This window comes from Pseudomonas sp. B20(2017) (assembly GCF_002113125.1).
Taxonomy (GTDB): domain Bacteria; phylum Pseudomonadota; class Gammaproteobacteria; order Pseudomonadales; family Pseudomonadaceae; genus Aquipseudomonas.
This window is the reverse complement of the sequence record NZ_NEJP01000007.1, coordinates 293577-315402: the sequence shown is the minus strand read 5'-3', so window position 1 is coordinate 315402 and position 21826 is coordinate 293577. Positions and strand designations below refer to the sequence as shown.

The 21826-nt window shown below is 63.2% G+C and carries 24 protein-coding genes; 1 reads left to right on the top strand and 23 read right to left on the bottom strand.

Annotation, left to right across the window (positions count from 1 at the left end; translation table 11 throughout):
* Positions 1-127: 127 nt before the first annotated feature.
* Genes CAF63_RS13325 through CAF63_RS13225 form a run of 21 tightly spaced genes read right to left on the bottom strand, consistent with a single transcriptional unit; the run spans position 128 to position 18677 of the window.
* Positions 128-568, bottom strand: a complete 441-nt coding sequence (locus CAF63_RS13325) for a hypothetical protein (protein WP_007952363.1) — start codon at positions 566-568, stop codon at positions 128-130.
* 20 nt (positions 569-588) lie between these two features.
* On the bottom strand, positions 589-1824 hold the full coding sequence (locus CAF63_RS13320) for a beta-ketoacyl-ACP synthase (RefSeq protein ID WP_085685425.1): 1236 nt from the start codon (positions 1822-1824) through the stop codon (positions 589-591).
* Entirely contained in the window at positions 1824-2552 is a 729-nt protein-coding gene (locus CAF63_RS13315; RefSeq protein WP_085685422.1) for a 3-ketoacyl-ACP reductase FabG2, read from the bottom strand. The genes CAF63_RS13320 and CAF63_RS13315 overlap by 1 nt, the downstream gene beginning before the upstream one ends.
* Positions 2545-3009, bottom strand: coding sequence for a hotdog family protein (locus CAF63_RS13310; protein ID WP_085685419.1), 465 nt, complete (start codon positions 3007-3009; stop codon positions 2545-2547). Before CAF63_RS13310 ends, CAF63_RS13315 begins: the two co-directional genes overlap by 8 nt.
* Positions 3006-4202 (bottom strand): beta-ketoacyl-[acyl-carrier-protein] synthase family protein, encoded by a 1197-nt coding sequence (locus tag CAF63_RS13305; RefSeq protein WP_085685417.1) that lies wholly within the window; start codon positions 4200-4202, stop codon positions 3006-3008. The genes CAF63_RS13310 and CAF63_RS13305 overlap by 4 nt, the downstream gene beginning before the upstream one ends.
* Positions 4199-4795 (bottom strand): hypothetical protein, encoded by a 597-nt coding sequence (locus CAF63_RS13300; protein WP_178081287.1) that lies wholly within the window; start codon positions 4793-4795, stop codon positions 4199-4201. The genes CAF63_RS13305 and CAF63_RS13300 overlap by 4 nt, the downstream gene beginning before the upstream one ends.
* Positions 4795-5520, bottom strand: a complete 726-nt coding sequence (locus CAF63_RS13295; protein ID WP_085685414.1) for a class I SAM-dependent methyltransferase — start codon at positions 5518-5520, stop codon at positions 4795-4797. Before CAF63_RS13295 ends, CAF63_RS13300 begins: the two co-directional genes overlap by 1 nt.
* Positions 5517-6764, bottom strand: a complete 1248-nt coding sequence (locus tag CAF63_RS13290) for an NAD(P)/FAD-dependent oxidoreductase (protein ID WP_085685411.1) — start codon at positions 6762-6764, stop codon at positions 5517-5519. Before CAF63_RS13290 ends, CAF63_RS13295 begins: the two co-directional genes overlap by 4 nt.
* Positions 6751-7911: a sodium:proton antiporter gene (locus tag CAF63_RS13285; RefSeq protein WP_085685409.1), complete on the bottom strand. Its 1161-nt coding sequence runs from the start codon at positions 7909-7911 to the stop codon at positions 6751-6753. Before CAF63_RS13285 ends, CAF63_RS13290 begins: the two co-directional genes overlap by 14 nt.
* Positions 7908-10247: an MMPL family transporter gene (locus CAF63_RS13280; RefSeq protein ID WP_085685406.1), complete on the bottom strand. Its 2340-nt coding sequence runs from the start codon at positions 10245-10247 to the stop codon at positions 7908-7910. Before CAF63_RS13280 ends, CAF63_RS13285 begins: the two co-directional genes overlap by 4 nt.
* A complete protein-coding gene (locus CAF63_RS13275; protein ID WP_085685403.1) occupies positions 10231-10833 on the bottom strand; it encodes an outer membrane lipoprotein carrier protein LolA in 603 nt (200 codons plus the stop codon). Before CAF63_RS13275 ends, CAF63_RS13280 begins: the two co-directional genes overlap by 17 nt.
* Positions 10830-11255, bottom strand: a complete 426-nt coding sequence (locus CAF63_RS13270; RefSeq protein ID WP_085685400.1) for a thioesterase family protein — start codon at positions 11253-11255, stop codon at positions 10830-10832. Before CAF63_RS13270 ends, CAF63_RS13275 begins: the two co-directional genes overlap by 4 nt.
* Positions 11248-12792, bottom strand: coding sequence for a histidine ammonia-lyase (hutH, locus tag CAF63_RS13265; RefSeq protein WP_085685397.1), 1545 nt, complete (start codon positions 12790-12792; stop codon positions 11248-11250). The genes CAF63_RS13270 and hutH overlap by 8 nt, the downstream gene beginning before the upstream one ends.
* Positions 12773-13720 carry a glycosyl transferase gene (locus CAF63_RS13260; RefSeq protein ID WP_085685394.1) on the bottom strand — a complete coding sequence of 316 codons (948 nt, stop codon included), beginning with the start codon at positions 13718-13720 and terminating at the stop codon, positions 12773-12775. Before CAF63_RS13260 ends, hutH begins: the two co-directional genes overlap by 20 nt.
* Positions 13717-14451 carry a glycosyltransferase family 2 protein gene (locus CAF63_RS13255; protein WP_085685391.1) on the bottom strand — a complete coding sequence of 245 codons (735 nt, stop codon included), beginning with the start codon at positions 14449-14451 and terminating at the stop codon, positions 13717-13719. Before CAF63_RS13255 ends, CAF63_RS13260 begins: the two co-directional genes overlap by 4 nt.
* Positions 14444-16123, bottom strand: coding sequence for an acyl-CoA synthetase family protein (locus tag CAF63_RS13250; RefSeq protein WP_085685389.1), 1680 nt, complete (start codon positions 16121-16123; stop codon positions 14444-14446). Before CAF63_RS13250 ends, CAF63_RS13255 begins: the two co-directional genes overlap by 8 nt.
* Positions 16120-16665, bottom strand: a complete 546-nt coding sequence (locus CAF63_RS13245) for a hypothetical protein (protein ID WP_085685386.1) — start codon at positions 16663-16665, stop codon at positions 16120-16122. The genes CAF63_RS13250 and CAF63_RS13245 overlap by 4 nt, the downstream gene beginning before the upstream one ends.
* On the bottom strand, positions 16662-16916 hold the full coding sequence (locus CAF63_RS13240) for an acyl carrier protein (protein WP_007947135.1): 255 nt from the start codon (positions 16914-16916) through the stop codon (positions 16662-16664). The genes CAF63_RS13245 and CAF63_RS13240 overlap by 4 nt, the downstream gene beginning before the upstream one ends.
* A 9-nt stretch (positions 16917-16925) precedes the next feature.
* A complete protein-coding gene (locus CAF63_RS13235) occupies positions 16926-17186 on the bottom strand; it encodes a phosphopantetheine-binding protein (protein ID WP_007952344.1) in 261 nt (86 codons plus the stop codon).
* The gene (locus CAF63_RS13230; RefSeq protein WP_085685384.1) at positions 17167-17976 is read right to left on the bottom strand and encodes a 1-acyl-sn-glycerol-3-phosphate acyltransferase; all 810 of its coding nucleotides are present in this window, start codon (positions 17974-17976) and stop codon (positions 17167-17169) included. Before CAF63_RS13230 ends, CAF63_RS13235 begins: the two co-directional genes overlap by 20 nt.
* Entirely contained in the window at positions 17952-18677 is a 726-nt protein-coding gene (locus tag CAF63_RS13225; RefSeq protein WP_085685381.1) for a beta-ketoacyl synthase chain length factor, read from the bottom strand. Before CAF63_RS13225 ends, CAF63_RS13230 begins: the two co-directional genes overlap by 25 nt.
* A 369-nt stretch (positions 18678-19046) precedes the next feature.
* On the opposite strand from CAF63_RS13225, the gene CAF63_RS13220 reads away from it, so the two are divergent.
* Positions 19047-19817: a ParA family protein gene (locus CAF63_RS13220; RefSeq protein WP_064382864.1), complete on the top strand. Its 771-nt coding sequence runs from the start codon at positions 19047-19049 to the stop codon at positions 19815-19817.
* A 7-nt stretch (positions 19818-19824) separates the two neighbouring features.
* Here the strand turns inward: CAF63_RS13220 and trxC are convergent, their stop codons facing one another.
* Positions 19825-20259: a thioredoxin TrxC gene (gene trxC / locus CAF63_RS13215; RefSeq protein ID WP_064592954.1), complete on the bottom strand. Its 435-nt coding sequence runs from the start codon at positions 20257-20259 to the stop codon at positions 19825-19827.
* An 81-nt stretch (positions 20260-20340) separates the two neighbouring features.
* Positions 20341-21804: a protein adenylyltransferase SelO gene (gene selO / locus CAF63_RS13210; protein WP_085685378.1), complete on the bottom strand. Its 1464-nt coding sequence runs from the start codon at positions 21802-21804 to the stop codon at positions 20341-20343.
* Between the last annotated feature and the right edge of the window lie 22 nt (positions 21805-21826).

Genomic DNA, 21826 nt, shown 5'->3' with positions numbered 1-21826 from the left:
CTCCTTGTATGTAGGCCATAACGAAAAATGCTCCGTATCTTTCGATACGGAGCATTTTCTTAAAGGGCCGGACAGATTGCTAGGTTTTCACACAGTCTGGAAAGGCGCCCTTTGTCGTTTTCGGCCGTTACTGAACCGTCGCCAGATCGCCCTTCAACGCTACGCCGGCCATGATTGCGCCCGCGTGGCATTCGTAGGTTTTCGCATCCTTGCGCTCGTTGCTCTTGTAGAAGCTGACGATGTTGGTCACGGCGTTGGCGCCGGCGCTTTTTGCGGCCTGGTGCAGGCTGATGATCGCCGATTGCACGACCCACTCGCAGGCTTCCTGGTCGGTCTTGTTGAAGGCGTTGGTCTTCTTGTTGGTCACGGCGCCGGGGCTGACGACGGTGACTTTGCCGGCGGGGGCGTTGCCCGCCAGATAGAACTTCACGCTGCCGTCGATCTTGCCGGTGCGGGTCGCTTCGGCGACGGCCTTGTCGAACGGCAGGTATACCGCCGTGTCACGGGCCTGGCTGACCGCCGGCAAGGCGCAGATGAGCAGGGTGGCAGCGAGTTTCTTGAAGTGCATGGAGGTCTCCTTGACCTGGATTAATTCGGTTGTGGCCAGCGGCGGAAAATCAACGAAGTGTTGACGCCACCAAAAGCGAAATTGTTGTTCATCACGTATTCGTGGCTCATCTGGCGGAACTCGCCGCGCAGGTAGTCGAGCTTGCCGCAGTGCGGATCGACTTCGTCGAGGTTGAGCGTGTGCACGTACAGGTCGCGGTTGAGCATCTCGATACTGAACCACGATTCCAGCGCCCCGCAGGCGCCGAGGGTGTGGCCCAGGAAGCTCTTTTGCGAGCTGATCGGCATGCGTTCGCCGAACAGGGCACTGGTGGCCAGGGTTTCAGCGACATCGCCCTGTTCGGTGGCGGTGCCGTGGCCGTTGACGTAGCCGATGACGTCCGGCGCAAGGCCTGCGTCTTCCAGCGCCAGTTCCATTGCCCGGCGCATGGTGACTTGTTCGGGGCGGGTGGTGTGCTGGCCGTCGGCGTTGCTGCCGAAGCCGACGATTTCGGCGTGAATGCGCGCACCGCGCGCGAGGGCATGTTCCAGTTCTTCAAGCACCAGCATGCCGCCACCTTCGCCGATCACCAGACCGTCGCGGCCCTTGTCGTACGGGCGTGGCGAGGTGTGCGGCGCATCGTTTTTCAGGCTGGTGGCGTACAGCGCATCGAACACCATGGCCTCGGTCGGGCACAGCTCTTCGGCGCCACCGGCGAGCATCAGCGGCAGGCGACCGAACTTGATCGCCTCGTAGGCATAACCGATGCCCTGGCTGCCGCTGGTGCAGGCGCTGGAGGTCGGGATCAAACGGCCGGTGAGGCCGAAAAATATGCTGATATTCGCTGCCGTGGTGTGCGGCATCATCCGCACGTAGGAGTTGGCGTTGAGGCCTTCGGCCACCGAGTTGAGCAGCATGTTGCCGAACGCTTTGATCTCGTCGGTGCTGCCGGTGGACGAACCGCAGGCCACGCCCATGCGCCCGTCCTTGATCGATTCGTCGCCGAGCAGACCGGCATCGGCCAGCGCTTTTTCAGCCGCGCCGACAGCCAGCCGCGAAACACGGCCCATGCTGCGCAGCTGTTTGCGTGTCCAGTGCGCCGGCACCTGGAAATCATCGATGGGCCCGGCCAGGCGGGTGTTTAGCTCGCTGAAGCGATCCCACTCGTCCATCCGGCGGATGCCGCTGCGGTTGGCGGCAAAGTTGCCGGCGATGGTGTCCCAGTCGCTGCCCAGCGAGGTAATGCCGGCCATGCCGGTGACGACGACGCGCTTCATCAGCACAAGCCTCCGTTGACCGCCAGCACCTGGCGGGTGATGTACGACGCTTCCGCCGACATCAGGAAATTCACCGCACCGGCCACCTCTTCAGGCGTGCCCATGCGTTGTGCGGGGATCATTTTCATCAATTCTTCCACCGGCACATTTTCATCCAGCATCGCCGTGTCGATCAGGCCCGGCGCGACGCAGTTGACCGTGATCTTGCGCTTGGCCAGTTCGATCGCCAAGGCTTTCGCAGCGCCAATCACGCCTGCTTTCGACGCGCTGTAATTGACCTGGCCACGGTTGCCGATAAGCCCCGAAACCGAGGTGATGCAAACGATGCGACCGGCGGCGCGGCGGCGGATCATCGGCATCATCACCGGGTGCAGGACGTTGTAGAAACCGTCGAGGTTGGTGCGCAGCACCACGTCCCAGTCATCGTCGCTCAGGGCCGGAAACGCGCCGTCGCGGGTCAGGCCGGCATTGAGCACCACGCCGTAGTAGGCGCCGTGGGCTTCAACGTCCGCTTCGAGGATGGCTTTGCAGGTTTCGCGATCAGCCACGTCGAATTGCAGGATGCGTGCGTTGCGCCCGAGCGCTTCGACTTCGGCTTTCACCGCTTGCGCTTCGCTCACGCCGCTACGGCAATGCAGGACGATATCGTGGCCGGCGCTGGCCAGGCGCAGGGCAATGGCGCGGCCGATGCCACGGCTGGAGCCGGTGACCAGTATTGATTCAGTCATCGTTCGACTCCTTGGTTTGTTCAAGATATTGCCCTGCGTGGGGCGGGCGGAACACGTTCAGCCGGGCGCTGGCCTCGATGCCGGGTGCGTTGATATGGCATTCGAATACGCCCATGCCATTGTCGTCTTCCAGCGAGCGCAGGCCATGGATGGTCAGTTCGCTGCCGACCGGAAAGGCCGCAACGTTGCATTCGAACTTGCGTGTGCCGAGCAGAAAGCCCAGCTCCACCGGGTTGCCTTTCTGCCGCGCATGGCAGCCGGCGAACGCGGCGACGCTTTGCGCCATCAACTCGACGCCGACCCAGGCCGGCAGGCTGCCGTCGGGCAGGCTGAACAGGCCGCCGGGCCGGACGGTGAGGGTGGTGTGGATCTGTTCGTCGTCAAAGCTCAGGATCCGGTCGATCAGGATCATGTCGCCAGCGTGGGGCAGCAGTTCGGCGAGCGGCCAGTGAGTCATGGGGCGTCTCCGATAATCAGGCTGACGTTATTGCCACCGAAGGCAAACGAGTTGCTCATCAAATAGCGGGGTGCAATGGACGCCAGGCGTTCGCTTGCGGTCACCCACTTCAGCGCTGGCAATGCCGGGTCGGCCTGGCCGTCCCAGATGTGCGGCGGCAAGGCGTGGTCGGGATTGTCGGCACTCAGGCTCAACCAGCAGAACGCCGCTTCCAGTGCGCCGGCGGCACCGAGGGTGTGGCCGGTCATCGGTTTGGTCGAGGAACACGGCACGCCGTCGACAAACAGCGCGGCGACGGCCAGGCTTTCCATGGCGTCGTTGTGTTGGGTCGCGGTGCCGTGCAGATTCAGGTAGCTGATGTCGCCGGCTTGCAGGTGGGCTTGGTCGAGGGCCTTCTGCATCGATTGCAGTGCGCCACGGCCGGTCGGCTCCGGCGCGGAAATGTGGTGCGCGTCGGAGCTGGCGCCAGCGCCGAGCAGGGCGATGCCCGGCCCTGCGCCGCGTTCTTTGCTCATCACGAACAGCACCGCCGCTTCGCCGATGTTGATGCCGTTTCGGTTGGCGGAAAACGGATTGCAACGCTCGTCCGACACGGCTTCCAGCGCACTGAAACCGTTGAGGGTCAGCTTGCACAGGCTGTCGACACCGCCGCACAGCACTGCGTCGCACAGGCCCAGATCAAGCAGGCGCCGGGCGCTCATCAGTGCGCGTGCGCTGGAGGTGCAGGCAGTGGAAATCACATAGGTCGGGCCGCTCAGTTGCAGCCAGTCGGCGAGGAAATTCGCCGGGGCGCCGAGCTCCTGTTGCCGATAGTCGTAATCGGCCGGGAACTGCTGGTCGCGGATGTAGTGCGCCAGGCCACGGCTGGCCTCGTCGATACCCGAAGTGCTGGTGCCGAGTACCACACCGATGCGATCGCGGCCGTAAGTCTGGATCACCTGCTCGATGTCATCGCGAATCTGCAACGCGGCTTCCAACAACAGTTGATTGTTGCGGCTGCGCTGGTCGGCCAATGCATCGGAAATGGGCGCCAGATCGCCGTGCACGGCGGCCACCGGCAGTTCGCGCTCCGGCACCCAGCCGGACTCGCGGCGCATGCCCGAGCAGTCGCCGGCAAACAGGTTGCGTGCCACGGCTTGCTTGTCGCGCCCCAGGGCGCAGATCACGCCGAGGGCATTGAGGTAGGCAGTCATGACGTCGGTTCACCGAGTGGCGTTACGCGATAGTGCGGGCCTTGGGGCAGATTCAATTCGAAGCTCAAGGGTTGGGTGTAACGGATGTCCCAGCGCGCCGGCAAGGAACGTTGGCCGCCCTGTTGCTGCGCGTCGGGGTAGTTGCGCGACAGTTCGCCCGATGGGGTCAGGGCGAACAGCAGCGCGGCGAACAGTTCCCGGGCTTCCGGGTTGGGCGGCAGCAGGCCGTCAGCCTGCCAGTGCCCGTCGATCAACTGCTGACGGGCCTGGGGAATGCCCAGTGGATCCATCATCGACCAGCGGATGCCGGGGCCTTCGCGCTGGATCACCAGCAACCAGTCTTGCTGTTGCCCGGCCAGATGCCGCTCGATATGCAATTGCATCGGCAGCACCAGGCTCGGGTTGCCAACCGGCAGCGGCGCCTGACTGGCGCAGGCACTCAAAAGCAGCACAACGCCGAGCACAAAAAACCGGCATACATCGGACACTGTGGGAGCGAGCTTGCTCGCGAATGCGATCTCACATTCAACCTTTCTGGTGTCTGAAATACCGTTTTCGCGAGCAAGCTCGCTCCCACATGCGATGTGTGGCATCAGTTATCACCTTGCAGGGGTTTGCGGGCCACCACGTTGACCAGGGTTTCTTCCCGTTGGCCAAAGGGCTTGGGCTGACGCAGGCCAAAACGTTCGAGCAGACCGAAATCCTTCGATCGGCTCCACCACAGATACGGGTACGAAACGTTCTGTTCGCCGAACTCGAAACCCTGCTGGCGAATCATCTCCAGGTACTGCGCCGCGCTCTTTTGCACGTGCATCGGATGGCGGAACAGCCAGCGAATCACCCACGTATCAATGTAAGCCTCGGTGGACTCGGCGAACAGCAGATAACCGCCGGGCTTGAGCACCCGATAGAACTCGGCGAGGGCTTTTTCCTGCTCGACCAGATGATGGAAGGTCTGGTGACAGAACAGCAGGTCGACGCTGGCGTCCGGAAGATTGAGTGTCGCGCAGTCGCTGCCGATCAGCTCGACGTCGAAGCCTTGGCGCGCGGCCTCGGCGGCGCTCAGTTCCAGGCTGTGCGGGTCGGCATCGACGCCGATCAGGCGCTGTGGGGCGAAGGTCTGGCGCAAGTGGCCGAAGGATTTGCCCTGACCGCATCCGGCATCCAGCAGCACCGGGTTGGCCGGCAGCGACTCGCTGAACAAGCCGCGCAAATCGTTGATTGCCACGCGCAACACATGGTGCTGCCAGGTGTGGCTGCGCAGGAACCAGAAACCGAAACGGGTTTCCTCGACGTAGTTGTCGCTCAAGTAATTCATGTGTCGTCCTTTGCACAGAGTTCGGAAATCGTCTTCAGCCGGCGGCGTGCTTCGCTGACGAACGGGTTGCGTTCGTCCCAGGCGTAACCGGCGAGGATCGAGCAGATCATGCGGCGGATTTCCGGTGAGCCTTGCTCGTGGAAAATCACGTCCTGGAAGGTGCCGGCGTACCAGCCTTCGACGTAGCAGCGGAAGGTGTCGACCCCGCGTTTCAGCGGCTCGGCGAACTCCCGTTGCCAGTCCACCGCCTCGCCCTGCAACTGCCGGTGCAGCACAGCGGCGGCCATGCTTGCCGAACGCATGGCAATGGTCACGCCCGAGGAAAACACCGGGTCGAGAAACTCCGCCGCGTTGCCCAGCAGCGCAAAACCCGGGCCGTGCAGGGTTTTGACGTTCGCCGCATAGCCGCCGAGAGTGCGCGCCGGGGTATCCCACACGGCGTTTTTCAGCACCTTGGCCAGGCTCGGGGTTTCGGCGATGAAACCGCGCAGGCAGGCGTCGAGGTCGGTGTCGCGACCTGCGAAATGTTCAGCGGCAGCCACCACGCCCACCGAGCAGCGACCGTTGCTGAACGGGATCGACCAGAACCAGATATCGCGGTGCTGCGGGTGGGTGGTGATAAGGATCTTCTCGCGGTCGAAGCCGGGATGATCAATGTGGTCTTCAACGTGAGTGAAGACGGCCTGTCGAACCGGGAAATTCGATGGTGCTTCCAGGTCGAGCAAACGTGACAACACGCGGCCGTAACCGCTGGCATCGAGGACAAAATCGGCTTCGACGCGGTATTCGCTGCCGTCCTCGCGACGCACATTCAGCTGCGGTCGCGGGCGTTCGAAATCGACGCTGACAATCGCGTCGCCGTAGCGGATTTCCGCACCCTGCAACGCCGCCTGATCGGCCAGCAACTTGTCGAAGTCGGCGCGTTGCACCTGCAGGGTCGTCGGTTTGCCGGCGGTGAAGGTGTCACCAAAATCGAAGGCGCTGTAACGCTCGCCCCAGGCGAATGCCGCGCCGTTCTTGCGCTGGAATCCGGCGGCATTCACCGCCTCGAGCATGCCGGCTTCTTCGACGAAATCCAGGCAATGGCAGAGCAGGCTTTCACCGATGGAAAACCTCGGGAAATGCTGGCGCTCGATCACCAGTACGTCGTGTCCCTTGCGTTTGAGCAAAGCGGCGGCAATGGCGCCGGAGGGGCCGGCGCCGATGATCACGACCTGACGGGATTCCATTTCAACGATTGGCACGCGAGCTCCTGGGTACGGCAATAGGGTTCAGTGACGCCCGGTGCAGGCCGATGAAGGCCGGCAACAGCGTCGCGATCAGACCCATCAGCATCAGCGCAAAGTACAGCGCCGGGCTGATGAGCTGTTGTTGCAACAGCAAGTTGAGAAAAACGATTTCGCTTAAGCCGCGAATGTTCAGCAGCACGCTTTCGCGCCAGCGGCTGGCGCCTGCGAACGACGCGCCGGCCCAGCCGAGACCGAGCCAGTTGCCCACGATTTTGCTGGCGATCGGCAACAGTAGCAGCGCCGCCCATTGCACAGCGCCGAGGCTGGCGAGGGCGCTGTGCACGTCGATCTGGACGATGCCGAAAGTAAGGATCAGCGGAATTGCGACCCACGTCTGCAAGCGGTTCATCCAGTGCGCCGGCAGCGGCAACACCAGTGGCACCTTGAGCGCTGCCATGCACAGCAGATAACCGATGCCGAAAATCAGTGCGTTGAGTTTGTAATGTTCGGCCAGCACCAACAGCGCAAAAAAACCGAGGCTGTAGGTCAATGGCCGGCGGATGCCGAACACCCGCAGCAGCACCGGCACGCAGGCCAGCCCCAGCGGCAGCAACAGACTGCTCAGGTGCAGGCTGCCCTGAGCGAGGCCGAACAGGGTCCAGCAGGTCAGGTCGATCAGGATCGCGGTCTGCACCAGACGCCGGGTGGCGGCGGGCGGGTAGTCGATGTGGCGCAGGTACAGGTAAAGCACCGGGATCGCGGTGATGGCGAACACCAGACCGATCGCCAACGAGTTGATCCACGGCTGCGCCGGCAACAGCCAGTACGCCGTCGCCAGGCCGCAGGTGAACGGCACGGCGAAACTCGGCAAGGCGATCTTCACGCTCTGACGGTCCAGGCGCAGGTCGATCACGTCGCTGAGGATGTGCCCCAGCAGCAGGGCGAAGCTCAGGCTGTAGAGGTTTTTCAGCCAGCCCGGCGCAATCAGTTCGGCGCCGTTGAGTTGCCAGCCCGGTTCGATCCAGAAGTACATCAGCAGCGGCAGGCCGAAGCTGGCCAGCAGCAATTGACTGACGATTGGGATCAGCCCGAAATGCCGGCCGACCCGGGTGGCGACGAAGAACAGCGCCAACGCCATCAGCCAGAAAATCACCACCATCACGCTGAAGGCTCCGTGACGGCAACCGCGTGGGCCTGACGCCCGGCCCACGGCGCGAGCATGAAGCTGAACGCCAGCCCGAGGCTCACCGACAGGCCGAAGTTGCTCACCGCCGGCGTGCTCGACACCGCCAGCAGGCCGAACGACAGCCAGGTAGTGGCGGCCGCCAGCAAGGTGCCGAGCAGGCTGACGGCCGCGCCGCCGACCTGCTCGCGCATGAGGATTGCGTAGTCGACGCTGATCGCCGTCACCAGCAGCAGGCCGAACAGGCTGAACAGGGTCAGCGGCTGACCGAGCCAGCCCAGGCTGGCCAGGCTGCAGAGCGCTGCGAGCAGTGGCAGGGCAACGATCCGCAGAGCACCGCCGAGACCGAACGGCAGCATCAGCACCAGCACGATCAACACGCAGGACGCGAGTTTCAGTTCAGCGGCGCTGATCTGGGTCTGGGCGAATACCTTGTTCAGATCACCGAGCCGGTCCACCAGCATCACGCCGGGCAGATCCAGCGCCTGCACCCGCAACAGCGACGGATTGTTCAGGCCTTGCAGGCTGACCATCGCCGCCACGCCGTCCTCGGTCGGCCCCAGCCACAACGTGCGGTAGGGCTCGCCGAGGGGGCCGGCCAGCGCCGCATCGATGTCTTCGGCGGGCAGCGCCTGCAACTGTTGCAGTTCGGTTTGCAGCGCCGCCAGCGGCACGCCGACCTCCAGCAACGGTTGCCAGAACTGCGGCAACTTGCCGAGCGCTTCACGAACCTGTTGCTGCTGAGCCGGCGGGCTGACCAGTTGATTGAGTGCCAGATAACCCTGCAACTTGTCGAGGTTGACCAATTGATCCAGCCGCTCGCTCAGGGCCGCTTGCCGCTCCAGCAATTGCTGCTGGTCGGCGGCGCGCACCAGGAAGAACTGGCTGGTCGGTTGATAACCGGTAATCCGCGCAATGGTCTGCGCCTCATCGGTCAGGCGTTGCGGCGCACCGACCCACTGGCGAATGTCGTTCTTGCTCTCCAGTTGCAGCAGACCACCGACGCAGAAGGCGATCAGCAGGGCCAGCAACACCGGCGTCCTGACGTGTTCGAGCAGATTTTCCCGCAGTCGCACCAGACGCTCGGCCAGTTGCAGCGGCCATTGCGCCGGGCGCAGTTCGACGTTTTTCAACAGCGCCGGCAACAGGCACACCGCCGACAGATAAGCGCCGAGCAAACCGGCGGCGGAGAACACCGCGATCTGGGTCAGCGCCGGGAAAGGTGTCCAGGCCAGCGCCAAGTAACCGATGGCGCTGGTGATCAGGCTCAACGTCAGCCCGGACAGGGTCAGGCGCAGCGCCGGCCAACTGCGCCACGGCTTGAGGCTCCAGCTCTTGGACAGATAGTGCAGCGGGTAATCCACCGCCACGCCGATCAGGCTGGAACCGAGCACCAGGGTCATCACATGCATGTGCCCGAACAGCGCAACACAGGCCACAGCCCCGAACAGCATGCCGACCAGCACCGGAATAAACGCCAGCAGCACCCGCCAGCGGCGGAAGGCGAGCAGCAACAGCAACAGGATGCCGACGGTGGCGCCACCGCCGACCCAGGTCATTTCCCGGGTCGCCTGTTGCTGACCGTTGGCGGCGTAAAGCAGGCCGCTGGCGGCCAGCAATTGCACGTTGGCGCTCGCTGCCAGCTCACGGCTATGTTGCAGCAGAGCGGCTACTTGCAGCGGCTGATTCATGTCGAAGGCGCTGCCGGTGGTGCGTGCGCGCAGCAGCACCCAGCTCTTGCCGTCGGCATCGGCGATCAACGCGCCGCTGCCGATGTCCAGTTGCACCGCGCCATGTTGCGGCTGGCTATTCTGGATGCGCCCGGTCAGGCCCAGCCAGTCGTCCTGGCTCGGCACCAGACTGAATCCGGTGAACGGGTCGAACAGCGCCTGCACCCGTTGCTGGATGAAGGCGTCGGGATGTTCGGTCAAAAGTTGCCGGTCATCCGCCGAGAGCATCGCCAGCCGTCCTTGCAGCAACTGCGTGCGCAGGGCCGGCAGATCGGCTTGCAGGTTCCACTGGACCTTTTCGAACAGGCCGCTGGCCTGCCATTGCTCGCCCAGGGTCTGGGCCATCGCGACCGCTTGCTGGCGATCGGCGTGACCGACCAGCACCAGCATGTCGCGGTTGAGCGGTTCCTGCATGCGTTGTTCGGCGCGCACTTCGAGGGCGTCCGGGTGGGTGCCGGGCACCAGCTCCATCAGGTTCGCCGACAGCGGCGCGCCGTCGCGCCATTGCCAGGCGCCCAATGCGACGACGGCCAGCAGCAGGATCAGGAACAGCCAGGGCAGCCTGCGTTCACTCGGCAAAGTCATGTTGCTCCGCGTCGCTCAGAGGTTGGCCGGCGGTGCTGTCCTGCATGCGCAGCACGGTGCTGTCGCCCTGGGTTTCCAGCAGTTCGATGGTGTTTACCAACGCGCCGCCGCTGATGTTGATCTGATTGAAGACCTGCTTGAGCAGCACCGAACGCGGGCTCAGGGTCAGTTGCCATTGCTGCGCGTCGCCGCTCAGGGCCAGTTCGAAATCCCGTTGCAGGCCGCTGCTGTCGCCTTGCAGCACGGCGAGGAACAAACGGTTCTGCTCGGCGCCGGCGCTCTTGTTTGGCAGCAGTTGCCAGCCGCTGGTATCACGTCGGGCGATGCCCTTGGCACTGATGCGGTAGTCCTGCAGCAGCGGCGTTTTCAACAGCCACAGCAGGCCATGGTTTTTCGCGAGGACGAAACTGCCCTTGCTGATCAGCGGCTGTGGCAGGGCGCGCAGGTGCTTTTCTTGGGTGAACTGGCCGTGGATCACGTCCGGTTTCGCCAGTTGCTCGCTCAACTGTTGCAGGTCGAAGGCGTTGGCCAGCGATGACAGCGTCAGCAGCGCCAGGGCCCCGAGGGATTTCACCAACACATTCATCGCAGCATCCTTTCCACGGCATCGGTGAAGACTTTCGGCGAGGCCAGTTGCATCTCGCGGCTGCTGACTTCGACGGCAACCTGCACCGAGCTGGCGCGAGTCAGGCGTTCGCCGGTCTCGGCGTCGGTGATCAGGTAGTGAATCTTCAGGCGGTTTTCCCATTCCACCAGGCTGGCGCGCACGTTCAGCCGCTGGCCGAACACCGCGCCGCGCACGTAGCGCAGTTGCAGGTCGATCACCGGCCAGGCATAGCCAGAATCGACCATCTGGTTGTAGTTGTGGCCGATCTTGTCGAGCAATGCGCACCGGGCCACTTCCAGGTACTTCACGTAATGGCCGTGCCAGACGACGTGCATGGTGTCGACGTCAAAGAACGGCACGAGAATTTCTGTATCGGCGTGAAGCACTCCGGCACTACGCATGCAGCCTCCAGTGTTGCTCGGCGATGCGTTGCAGACACAGGCGCAGTTCGCCTTCCAGGGCGCGGTCTTCGATGACTGGCGGGAAGTCCTGGGCCAGCGCTTCGTGCATCGCGGCCAGGGACGGAGGCAGCGGACGCGCGTCTGCATCGCGACCGCGCAGCCACACGCCTTGATTGGCGGCGAGCAGCGTGGCGGCGGCGACCTGTTCGGTCAGCTCCAGCACTCGAATGGCGTCGCGGGCGGCGATGGTGCCCATGCTCACCTTGTCCTGGTTGTGGCACTCGGTGGAGCGTGAGAACACGCTGGCCGGCATGGTGTTTTTCAACGCTTCGGCAGTCCAGGCGCTGGCGCCGATCTGCACAGCCTTGAAGCCGTGGTTGAGCATCGCGCGGTCGGCGCTGGCGCCGGACAGATTGCTCGGCAAACCGTGGTTGTACCGTTCGTCCACCAGCAGCGCGAGTTGTCGGTCGAGCAGGTCGGCGACGTTGGCCACGAGGTTTTTCAGGCTGTCCATGGCGAACGCGATATGCCCGCCGTAGAAGTGCCCGCCGTGCAGCACGCGCTCGGCTTCGGCGTCGATGATCGGGTTGTCGTTGGCGCTGTTGAGTTCGGTCTCGATGAACGAACGCAGCCAGTTCAGGCTGTCGGCCAGCACGCCCAGTACGTGCGGTGCGCAGCGCAGCGAGTAACGATCCTGCAAGCGGTGCAGCGGCGCGGTTGGTGCGTCGATCGCCAGATCCTTGCGCAGCCACGCGGCGACCTGCATCTGTCCCCGATGCGGCTTGGCGGCGAACAAGCGCTCGTCGAAGTGTTCCGGATTGCCTTGCAGCGCCACCACGTTCAGCGCGGTGATGCGGGTGGCCAGTTGCAGCAGGTAATCGGCGCGGGCGTAGGCGAGGCAGGCCAGACCGGTCATCACGGCGGTGCCGTTCATCAATGCCAGCGCTTCTTTCGGACGCAACACCAGCGGCGTCCAGCCCAGTTCACGGTGTACGTCGGCAGCCTGGCGGCGCTCGCCACGGAACATCACTTCACGCTCGCCGGACAGGGTCGCGGCAACGTAGGACAGCGGCGTCAGATCGCCGCTGGCGCCCACCGAACCTTCTTCGGGGATCAGCGGCAGAATGTCGTGTTCAAGAAATGCATGCAGGCGTTCCAGTAACTCGATGCGCACCCCGGACACGCCGTGGCACAGCGACTGCAAACGCGCCGCCAGTACCGCGCGGGTGGCCGGGGCGTCGAGCAGTTTGCCCAGCCCGCAACCGTGGAACGTGTAGAGATGACGCGGCAGCGCCTCGACGTGATGCAGCGGCACCGCGACCACGCAGGAATCGCCGTAACCGGTGGTCACGCCGTAGATCACGCCTTCCTTGTCCAGCAGCGAATCGAGGAACCGCGCGCCCTTGGCGATGCGTTCGCGATAAGGCGCGTCGCTCTGCAACTGCACGGGTGCCTGACGGTTGGCCAGGGCCAGCACGTCTTCGATGCGCAAAGGGCGTTCGCCGAAGGTGACCGGCTCAGGAGTTGGCGTTGTCATCGGTTTTCCAGAATGGGTAAAAGTTGAACCATTGGCACGGTGCTTCGAGGCAATAGTGACTCAGGCGTTGCGCATAGCGGGTGGCCCACTGATGAATGACCTGTTCGCGCTCGCGGCGTGACCACACCACGGCATCGGCGAACGGTTCGAGGGTCAGGCGATAGTGGCCGTCGGGCTGTTTCAGGCACATCAGCAGGTTGACCGGGCATTTCAGCAGGCCGGCCAGTAGCCACGGCCCTTGTGGAAACGGCGCGGGATGGCCGAGAAAGTCCACGGTCACGCTGCGCCCGCCATGCAGCGGCACGCGGTCGCCAGCAATCGCCAGCCACTCGCCGCGTTCCAGGCGTTCGTGCAGTTGCAGCATGATCACCGGATCCAGCTCGCTGACCTGGATCAGCCGCAAATTGGTCGCTCCGGCTTCGCCCAGCAGGCGATTGAATTGCTCGGCGTGCTTGGTGTGCACCAGCACGTTCATCGTGACCTTTTCGCCCAGCTCCGCCAGCGCCCGGCACACTTCGAGGTTGCCCAGATGTGCGCCCACCAGCATTTGCCCGCGACTGCCGCGCAACTGATTGCGCAGCAGCGCCGGGTCGATGATTTCGATCTGCTCGATCTTCAGCTTGCCGTTCCACACGTCGAGCTTGTCGAGCAGCGAATCGGCGAATGCCATGAACTGGCGGAACACCCGCCACCGGGTCGGGCGCAATTCGGGGCGACCGCTCCAGTCGGCGAGGCGCTGCTGATACTGCCAGGCACTGCGTCGGGCGGTGCGGCCGAACAGGAAAAAGTACAGAACGATGCCGTACAGCAACGGGCTCAGCAGGCGTCGGCCAAGGACTTTGGCGGCGAACGCGGTGAATTTCATCAGCAGGAAACTGCCGCGCTCTTCGCGGTCGGCCCAGTGCTTCTTGTCGGTCTCGACGGTCATGGGCGCCACCGTCGCCAGAGGATCACGGGCAGGCGCAGCAACATGCCGAAGAACAGGCGCGTGTGCATGCTCGAGATCAGCACGTTGTCATGGAACAGGCGAAAGTGCGACACGCCGTCCAGCGGGTAATGCACGCTGGTCTGCAACCAGCGCATCGGCTGATTGCGCCACGCCAGGCGCACCAGAATGTCCGAGTCGAAATCCATGCGCTTGCCGATCCGCGCCGAATCGATCACGCCCAGCGTCGGTTCAAGCGGATACACCCGGAAGCCGCACATCGAATCGCGAATCTGCAGCGACAAGGTGTTGATCCACACCATCACGTGGGTCAGGTATCGCGCATACAAACGGCCTTTGGGCACACTGGCATCGTACAGCGGATAGCCGCAGACCAGCGATGCGGGGTGTGCGCGGGATTCTTCGATGAACCGCGCCACATCCTGCAAGTCGTGCTGACCGTCGGCGTCGACCTGCAAGGCATGGCTGAAGCCCAGACGCGCGGCTTCACGCAGGCCGGTCATGACCGCGCCGCCCTTGCCCTGGTTGGCGGTGAGGCGCACCAGATAAACCCGCTCGCGCTCGGCCAGCGCGTCCAGCACCGCCGCGCAGGATTTGCTGCTGGCATCGTCCACCAGAATGCATGGCAGATCTTCGGCGAGCAGGGCGTCGACCACCGTGCCGATGGCGGTTTCGTGGTTGTAGACCGGGATCACTGCGCAAGGGTTATGCATCGCCAGTCCCCAGCAGAATCCGCCCGCTGGAACAGGTGGCGGTGTCGTTGCGGTAGGCGAAATACAACTTGCCGCGCTCCGGGTCGAAACGCAGGTGCAGCTGGATTTCATCGCCGGGGCGCACCAGTTGCTGGAATTTCAGCACTTCCATGCCGGCGAACGTGCCGGGCAGGTTCAGCAGTTGCCGACCCAGGTTCAGCGCCCATTCGACCTGCACCACGCCGGGCAGCACCGGGGCCTTGGGGAAGTGGCCGCTGAAGTAGGCCAGGTCCGGCGGAACGCTTAATTGCAGGTTCCATTCGCCCTCGGTTTCGGCCTGTTCCAGAATCTCCGGCGCCTTTGGCCGTGGCGCCAGCAGCAAGGCTTCGACATCGGCCTGAGGCAACTTGCCCTGAGTGTTCAGCGGCAGTTGTCGTAGCAGGCGCCAGCGGCGAGGCAGGGCCAGAGCTTCGCAATGGTCGCCGAGATAACGGCGCAGGGTTTCGGTCAGGCTGCGTCGTCCGTGTTCACGCAGGGCAAACAGGCCGGACTCGCTGAGCACCAGCAGCGCGCCGAGGGACGCACGGTTTTCCTGCACCACGCCCAGACGCGCTTCGGCGACCCAGTCATGGGCCACCAGCGCCTGTTCAAGCATCGGCAGGGATATGCGTTTTTCTTCGAGTTTGACGATCCGGTCGAGCCGTCCGAGCAATTCAAAGCGGCCATCGGCCTGAATGCGCGCCGCATCGGCGGTGTGTTCGACATGCCCGGCGGGCAGGTAAGGCGAAGCGATCAGCAGGGCGCCGTCGCTGTCCAGGCTCAACTCGACGCCGGCAAACGGTTGCCACAACGATTCGCTCTGACGCCAGGCGATGCCGCCGGTTTCCGAGCTGCCGAGGATTTCCGTCGGCCATTGTCCCAGACGTTGATGCAGGCTTTGCGCGGCGTCTGCCGGCAGTGCGCCACCGGATGAAAACACCCGGCGCACAGCGCTCAGCGCCGGCCAGTCGAGGTTGTCGCCCATGCGTTTAAGCAGCGCCGGGCTGGCGACCCAGGCGAAGGCCGGATGCTCGCGGCTGGCGCGTTGCAGGTCTTCCGGGAAGGCCAGTTGCTTGCGCAGGAACGGACGCCCGGCGCACAGCGGCCACAGCACGCGGAACAGCAAGCCATAGATGTGTTGGGTGGCGACGCTGCCAAGAATGCAGGCCTCACCGAGATCCGCGCCCCACAGTTGTTCGAGGGCTTCGACTTCGTTGGCCAGTTGCCGCAGGGATTTGTCGATGCGTTTCGGCTCGCCGCTGGAGCCGGAAGTGCACAGGCTCAACCGGCATTGGTCGAGATCCAGTTCGGCAGCGGGCAGGGCCGGTTGCTGCAGATCGCTCAGGCGAGCGTCATCGGCCTGATCGGTCAGCCACAGATCGACGTCGTTCGACCAGCGCTGGCGAGTCTGCGCTTGCAGATCCGAAGGCAGCAACACGCTGACACCGGCGCGCCAGGCGCCGAGCAAGGCGACGGCCAGGTCGGCGGCATCTTCCAGATGCACGGCCAGACGCTGTACGCCTTTAGCTTGCAGACCGGCGGCCAGGCTCAGGGCCTGTTCGCGCAGTTGTGCGTGATCGAGTGCCGGTGCGCTTGTTACTGCGCGCGCCGGCAGGGCCTTGAGCAACAGCTGCTCAAGTTTTATCCAGTTCATGGGCGACCTCTTACCCGTTGTCGTATCAGCCATTCAATGGCAAACATCAGGCCGATCAATCCGTAGGAGATCAGGCCGGTGTACAACATCCACCAGTTCAGCGGCGCCCACAGTGTCAGCAGGGCGGCGCACAAACCGTTGCAAAAGAAAAACACGCTCCAGGCCACGGTGACCTGGCGGGTGTAACGAATCGCCTTGGGCGGCAGTTGCGGTTCACGCAGGCGCGCCAGACGCTCGACCATCGGCGGGCCGTATTTCAGGCTCAGGCTGAACAGCACCAGCATGAAGCCGCTGATCAGCACCGGGTACCAACGCAACAGCAATGGGCTGTCGAACACCGCCAGCAGCAGGCAGAACACAATCGCCACGCAGGCCATCCACAAACTGCCGGGTTTGCGTTCGCCGCTCAGCGCCCGGGCCAGCCACAGGCCGCCCAGCAGCAGGCCGAACTGCCATGGCGCGAAATGCTCCATGCCGAAATACACCGCAAAGGGATACAGCAGGCCTGCCAGCAGCAGGCCGAGGCCGATCAGTCGGCTCATGCGGCCGGTTGAACCAGACGGTAGACCGCCTCGACCACGTCGCTGACGGTGCGCACCGACTTGAATTCCTCGGCGGCGATTTTCTTGCCGGTCTGGCGCTTGATGTGATCGATCAGGTCGACCGCGTCGATGCTGTCGATTTCCAGATCCTGATACAGGTTCGATTCCAGGCTCACACGGGCCGGGTCCAGTTCGAATAGCTCGACCAGGGCATCGCGCAGGGTGTTGAAAATGTCGTCACGAGTTTGCATGGTCCGGTCTCAAGCTGCCTGTTTTGCCGTGACGAACGCCGCAAGGCTCGCCACGTTGGAGAAATGGTTACGGGTGTCCTTGGCGTCGGCGTCGATCTTGATGCCGTACTTTTTCTGGATCGCCAGGCCGAGCTCCAGGGCGTCGACGGAATCCAGGCCCAGGCCTTCGCCGAACAGCGTCTGGTCGTCGCCGATGTCCTCTGCGCTGATGTCTTCGAGGCCCAGGGCGTCGATGATCAGCTCTTTGATGTCACGGTTTAGATCGCTCATCTTCGGCGAGCTCCTTGATAAAGAATTGATGCAAATAGTCGTTGAGCTTGCGCGAAGCCTGCGGGGCAGGTCCCTGCGCGGCAAAAGTCTGTGGGTCTATATCGGCCCCGACGCGAAAACTGAAGTGCACGCGGCGACTGGGAATGCGATACCAGGGTTCGGCCTTGGTCAGGGTGGTCGGACTGACTTGGATGACCACCGGGGTGACGATTTTCGCACCGCGCAGGGCAATGGCCGCCGCCCCCCGATGAAAGGCCGGCGCCTGACCCGGTTGGGTGCGGGTGCCTTCAGGGAAAATGATCAGGGTCTGCCCGCTCTGCAAGGCACCGGCGGCGGCGTCGAGCATGTCCATGCTGCCGTCGTTGCTGATGTATTCGGTGCTGCGCAACGGGCCACGGGTGAAGGGGTTTTCCCACAGGCTTTTCTTCACCACGCAGTTGGCCCGGCGCACCAGGCCGATCAGGAACACTACATCGATCAGCGACGGGTGGTTGGCGATGATCATCTGCCCCGGACGGCCGAGACGTTCGGCGCCCTGGATGTCGTAGGTCAGTACACCGGTACGGGCCATGAAACGAACGAAAAACCAGAACAACCGGCTGACGGTCTGGCGCGCCCGCTCGCGATGCACCCTGGCATCGCCCGGCAGGCAGCCGAGTAATGGAAATACCAGCAAGCGCAGGCACAGGCCACCGAGCCCGAACAGGGCGAAACTGGTGGCGGTGGCCAGCAGACGCCAGTAATAGGCGTCGCGGTTTTTTCCGATCACGGGTTGCGTTGCCAGGTCCATAGACGATTCTTCCAGGCATGTTGGCAATGAGGTTGCTGACCGAGCAGGGTTCGCAGCAGATTCAGTGCGTGGGGCCACTGCGTTTTTGACCGTGCTTCGGGGGCGCTGTTCAGGGTCAGCCGCCAGTCGGTACCGGGGGTGAGCAACAGCCCGACGGCATAGGGAAACGGTACGTCGTCGATCCACGTCGAATAGGCTTCGGGCGGTTGTTCCTCGGTGATCACCAGCAGTACCGCCGGAGCCCCTTCGTTCAGCAAAGTCGCCGCTTCGAGCATGCCGTGTTCAAGGCCGTCGCCAGCTGCGGCGAGGGCGGTCATTTCGCTGGTTTCGCCGCGCATGATCGACCACAGGCCGATGATCGCGTTGTGCACCGACAGGCTGAACTGGGTCGGCGACAGCGGCTGTTCGTTAGCCAGATCGCTGAGAATTTCAAAGGTGCGCGGGGTTTCGCCGTGTCGGGAGACAAACACCAACGGCAGATTTTCCCGACCGTCGGCGAGCGGCCAGGCGACACTGAACGCCATCCGCGCCAGACGACTGAGACGACGGCGCTGCATGGCCGGCAGAAACGACACATCGGGTGCGGCATCACTGACTTCGAGCACGACCGGCTGTCGGCTCCAGGTCTGCCAGGCTTCCACACTGTCGAGCCCGGGAGCCCAGGCGCGCCATTGGGCGATGTTGAAGTTGATCACGGACATTTATCCCGCCCCTGCGGGCCGATTTGACGCGGTTTCGCCAACGTCGCCGCTGAGCTGATTTAGCCTGAAATGGCATGGCGCGTGGCGCCGGGTGGCGCGCATTATCCCGGTGCGACGAGTGTGTAGCAAATGCTGGTTACGTTTTGAACGACGAAATGAACCGAATGGTACGCGGCAAGAGCTGTCACTTGGCCATTATCCAGATTGTCGGGTGTCTGTCTGTCAGGCGAATCCGCAATCAAGGAGTGTCTTTGCGCCGTATTCATTGGGAGATTGGCGCCTGACTTTGTAGTCCGCGTCCATCGAGGTAGCGAACCGGCACCGGGCACCACTACACTCGGTCATTCTTTGATACACGGAGGTTTTGTCATGCGGCGCGTGGTGTTCAATCAGAAAGGTGGCGTGGGCAAATCCAGCATTGCCTGCAATCTGGCGGCGGTGAGCGCCAGCGAGGGTTATCGCACGCTGTTGGTGGACCTCGATGCCCAAGCCAACTCCACTCAGTATCTGACCGGGCTCACGGGTGATGACATTCCGATGGGCATTGCCGACTTCTTCAAGCAGACCCTGTCTTCCGGGCCGTTCTCGAAAAAGAATCAGGCGGATATCTACGAAACGCCGTTCGACAACCTGCACATCATCACCGCCACCGCCGAACTGGCCGACTTGCAACCCAAGCTCGAGGCCAAACACAAGATCAACAAGTTGCGGAAACTGCTCGATGAGTTGTCGGAAGATTACGACCGGATCTATCTGGACACGCCGCCGGCGCTGAATTTCTATGCGGTCTCGGCACTGATTGCCGCCGATCGGGTATTGATTCCCTTCGACTGCGACAGCTTCTCGCGTCAGGCCCTGTACGGTCTGATCGCCGAGATCGACGAGTTGAAGGAAGACCACAACGAAGGCCTGGAAGTCGAAGGCATTGTGGTCAACCAGTTCCAGGCCCGGGCCAGTCTGCCGCAGCAGATCCTCGACGAACTGATCGCTGAGGGCCTGCCGGTATTGCCTGTCTATCTCGCCAGTTCAGTGCGCATGCGCGAATCCCATCAAGCCAGCATGCCGCTGATCCACCTCGACCCACGGCACAAGCTGACGCAGCAGTTCGTCGAGCTGCACAACCTGCTCGAAGACGCCTGAAGCCTTGTCAGATGCCCTGGCTGCGCAGCCAGGCCATCAACTGCGGCAACGGGAAGGCCCCGCTCTGACGGGCGACTTCCCGGCCGTTGCGGAACAGAATCAGGCTCGGAATCGAACGAATCCCCAACTGCGCCGACAACTGCTGATTGGCCTCGCTGTCCAGCTTGGCCAGCCGGCACTTGCCCGCCAACTGCGCAGCCGCCTGCTCGAACACCGGCGCAAACGACTTGCACGGCCCGCACCAGTCCGCCCACACGTCCACCAGCAATGGCAGATCGCCCTTGATCTGACTGGCGTAATCGCCTTGCTTGAGTTCAAACGGTTTGTTCAACAGCACTTCGGACTTGCAGCGGCCGCACTTCGGGTGGTCATTGAGGCGCTCGGCGGGGATGCGGTTGAGGCCGTTGCAGGAGGGGCAGGGGATGAGGAGTGGGTCGGTCATGATCAGCTCGGTGAATAAAACGGGATCGTACGACTGATCTGGAGCCGTACGGATCGATTATCAAGGTTCAGTCGTTCCCGCTTACGACGAACAACTGATCTCCAGATGCTTGCCCCACTCCGGCGGCCGTTCCGCGTAACTCTCCATTCCAGGTTGTTCCTCGAATGGATTGCTCAACACCGCATGCAGCCGCCGTACCTCGGAGTAGTCACCCTGCTCGGCCGCATCAATCGCCTTCTGCGCCAGGTAATTGCGCAGGATGTACAGCGGATTCACCGCATGCATCCGCGCACGGCGCTGTTCCTGATCGGTCGCGGCATCGCGTGCGACACGGGCGACGTAGCGCTCGCCCCAGGCATCGAAACCTTTGATATCGACGAAGTCATCGCGCAGGCGAGCGACGGCCTGTTCGGCTGATTCCTCGCCCAGACGACGGAAGAACAGCGTGTAATCGACGCCGCTGTTCTGCATCAGTTGCAGCAGTTGCTCCAGCAGTTGCTGGTCGTCGTCCTCGGCGGTGGTGAAGCCGAAGCGGCGGCGCATCAGGTCGAGGTAGTGCGCCTGGAACAGCGGCAGGTACAGGCCGAGGGTTTCGCGCAGGGCTTCGACGCTGATGAACGGCGTCAGGGCCTGGGCCAAGGCGCTGAGGTTCCACTGGCCGACGGGGACCTGATTGCTGAAGGAGTAGCGGCCCTGATCGTCGGAGTGGTTGCAGATGAAGTTCGCGTCGAAATCGTCGAGGAAGGCGAACGGGCCGAAGTCGAAGGTGATGCCGAGGATCGACATGTTGTCGGTGTTCATCACGCCGTGGCAGAAGCCGTAGGCCTGCCATTTGGCGATCAGTTCGGCGTTGCGCTCGACGATCTCGCGGAACATCGCCAGATAGGGTTCCGGCTGTTCCAGGCATTCGGGGTAGTGCATCGCCAAGACATGCTCGCCGAGCTGCTTCTGCTGTTCGGGACGCTTGGTGTAATAGAAATATTCGAAATGGCCAAAACGGATGTGGCTCGGCGCCAGACGCAGCACCATCGCGGCGCGCTCCTGTTTCTCACGCCAGACCGGAGTGTCGGAGCCGATCACGCAGGCGGCGCGTGACGAGGGGATATTCAGCGCATACAGCGCTTCGGAGGCGAGAAATTCACGAATCGAGGAGCGCAGCACTGCGCGACCATCGCCCATGCGCGAGAACGGCGTCTGCCCGGCGCCCTTCAAATGCAAGTCCCAGTGCTCGCCGGCTTCGTTGTAGACCTCGCCCAGCAATAGCCCACGACCATCGCCCAGTTGCGGCGTATACCCGCCGAATTGATGCCCGGAATAAACCATCGCCCGTGGCTCGGCATCGGCCCACAACTTGTGGCCGCCGAACAATTCAGCGAATTCCTGGGTGTCAGCCGCCGCCGGTTCCAGATCCAGCAGCGCCAGGGCCGCCGGGCTGGCGACCACCAGGCGCGGATTGTCGATCGGTTCGGGCAGCACATGGGCCGAGAACGCGTCGCCCAGACGGGCGAAGCGGTTGTCGAAGGTCAGTTCGTCGAGGGCTTTCAAGGGCCGGCTCCAGCAGAATGTC

Bases quoted from the DNA above. Each gene is read 5' to 3' on its own strand.
- CAF63_RS13325 (WP_007952363.1), bottom strand. From the start codon at position 568: ATGCACTTCAAGAAACTCGCTGCCACCCTGCTCATCTGCGCCTTGCCG.
- CAF63_RS13320 (WP_085685425.1), bottom strand. From the start codon at position 1,824: ATGAAGCGCGTCGTCGTCACCGGCATGGCCGGCATTACCTCGCTGGGC.
- CAF63_RS13315 (WP_085685422.1), bottom strand. From the start codon at position 2,552: ATGACTGAATCAATACTGGTCACCGGCTCCAGCCGTGGCATCGGCCGC.
- CAF63_RS13310 (WP_085685419.1), bottom strand. From the start codon at position 3,009: ATGACTCACTGGCCGCTCGCCGAACTGCTGCCCCACGCTGGCGACATG.
- CAF63_RS13305 (WP_085685417.1), bottom strand. From the start codon at position 4,202: ATGACTGCCTACCTCAATGCCCTCGGCGTGATCTGCGCCCTGGGGCGC.
- CAF63_RS13300 (WP_178081287.1), bottom strand. From the start codon at position 4,795: ATGCCACACATCGCATGTGGGAGCGAGCTTGCTCGCGAAAACGGTATT.
- CAF63_RS13295 (WP_085685414.1), bottom strand. From the start codon at position 5,520: ATGAATTACTTGAGCGACAACTACGTCGAGGAAACCCGTTTCGGTTTC.
- CAF63_RS13280 (WP_085685406.1), bottom strand. From the start codon at position 10,247: ATGACTTTGCCGAGTGAACGCAGGCTGCCCTGGCTGTTCCTGATCCTG.
- CAF63_RS13275 (WP_085685403.1), bottom strand. From the start codon at position 10,833: ATGAATGTGTTGGTGAAATCCCTCGGGGCCCTGGCGCTGCTGACGCTG.
- CAF63_RS13270 (WP_085685400.1), bottom strand. From the start codon at position 11,255: ATGCGTAGTGCCGGAGTGCTTCACGCCGATACAGAAATTCTCGTGCCG.
- hutH (WP_085685397.1), bottom strand. From the start codon at position 12,792: ATGACAACGCCAACTCCTGAGCCGGTCACCTTCGGCGAACGCCCTTTG.
- CAF63_RS13260 (WP_085685394.1), bottom strand. From the start codon at position 13,720: ATGACCGTCGAGACCGACAAGAAGCACTGGGCCGACCGCGAAGAGCGC.
- CAF63_RS13255 (WP_085685391.1), bottom strand. From the start codon at position 14,451: ATGCATAACCCTTGCGCAGTGATCCCGGTCTACAACCACGAAACCGCC.
- CAF63_RS13250 (WP_085685389.1), bottom strand. From the start codon at position 16,123: ATGAACTGGATAAAACTTGAGCAGCTGTTGCTCAAGGCCCTGCCGGCG.
- CAF63_RS13245 (WP_085685386.1), bottom strand. From the start codon at position 16,665: ATGAGCCGACTGATCGGCCTCGGCCTGCTGCTGGCAGGCCTGCTGTAT.
- CAF63_RS13240 (WP_007947135.1), bottom strand. From the start codon at position 16,916: ATGCAAACTCGTGACGACATTTTCAACACCCTGCGCGATGCCCTGGTC.
- CAF63_RS13235 (WP_007952344.1), bottom strand. From the start codon at position 17,186: ATGAGCGATCTAAACCGTGACATCAAAGAGCTGATCATCGACGCCCTG.
- CAF63_RS13230 (WP_085685384.1), bottom strand. From the start codon at position 17,976: ATGGACCTGGCAACGCAACCCGTGATCGGAAAAAACCGCGACGCCTAT.
- CAF63_RS13225 (WP_085685381.1), bottom strand. From the start codon at position 18,677: ATGTCCGTGATCAACTTCAACATCGCCCAATGGCGCGCCTGGGCTCCC.
- CAF63_RS13220 (WP_064382864.1), top strand. From the start codon at position 19,047: ATGCGGCGCGTGGTGTTCAATCAGAAAGGTGGCGTGGGCAAATCCAGC.
- trxC (WP_064592954.1), bottom strand. From the start codon at position 20,259: ATGACCGACCCACTCCTCATCCCCTGCCCCTCCTGCAACGGCCTCAAC.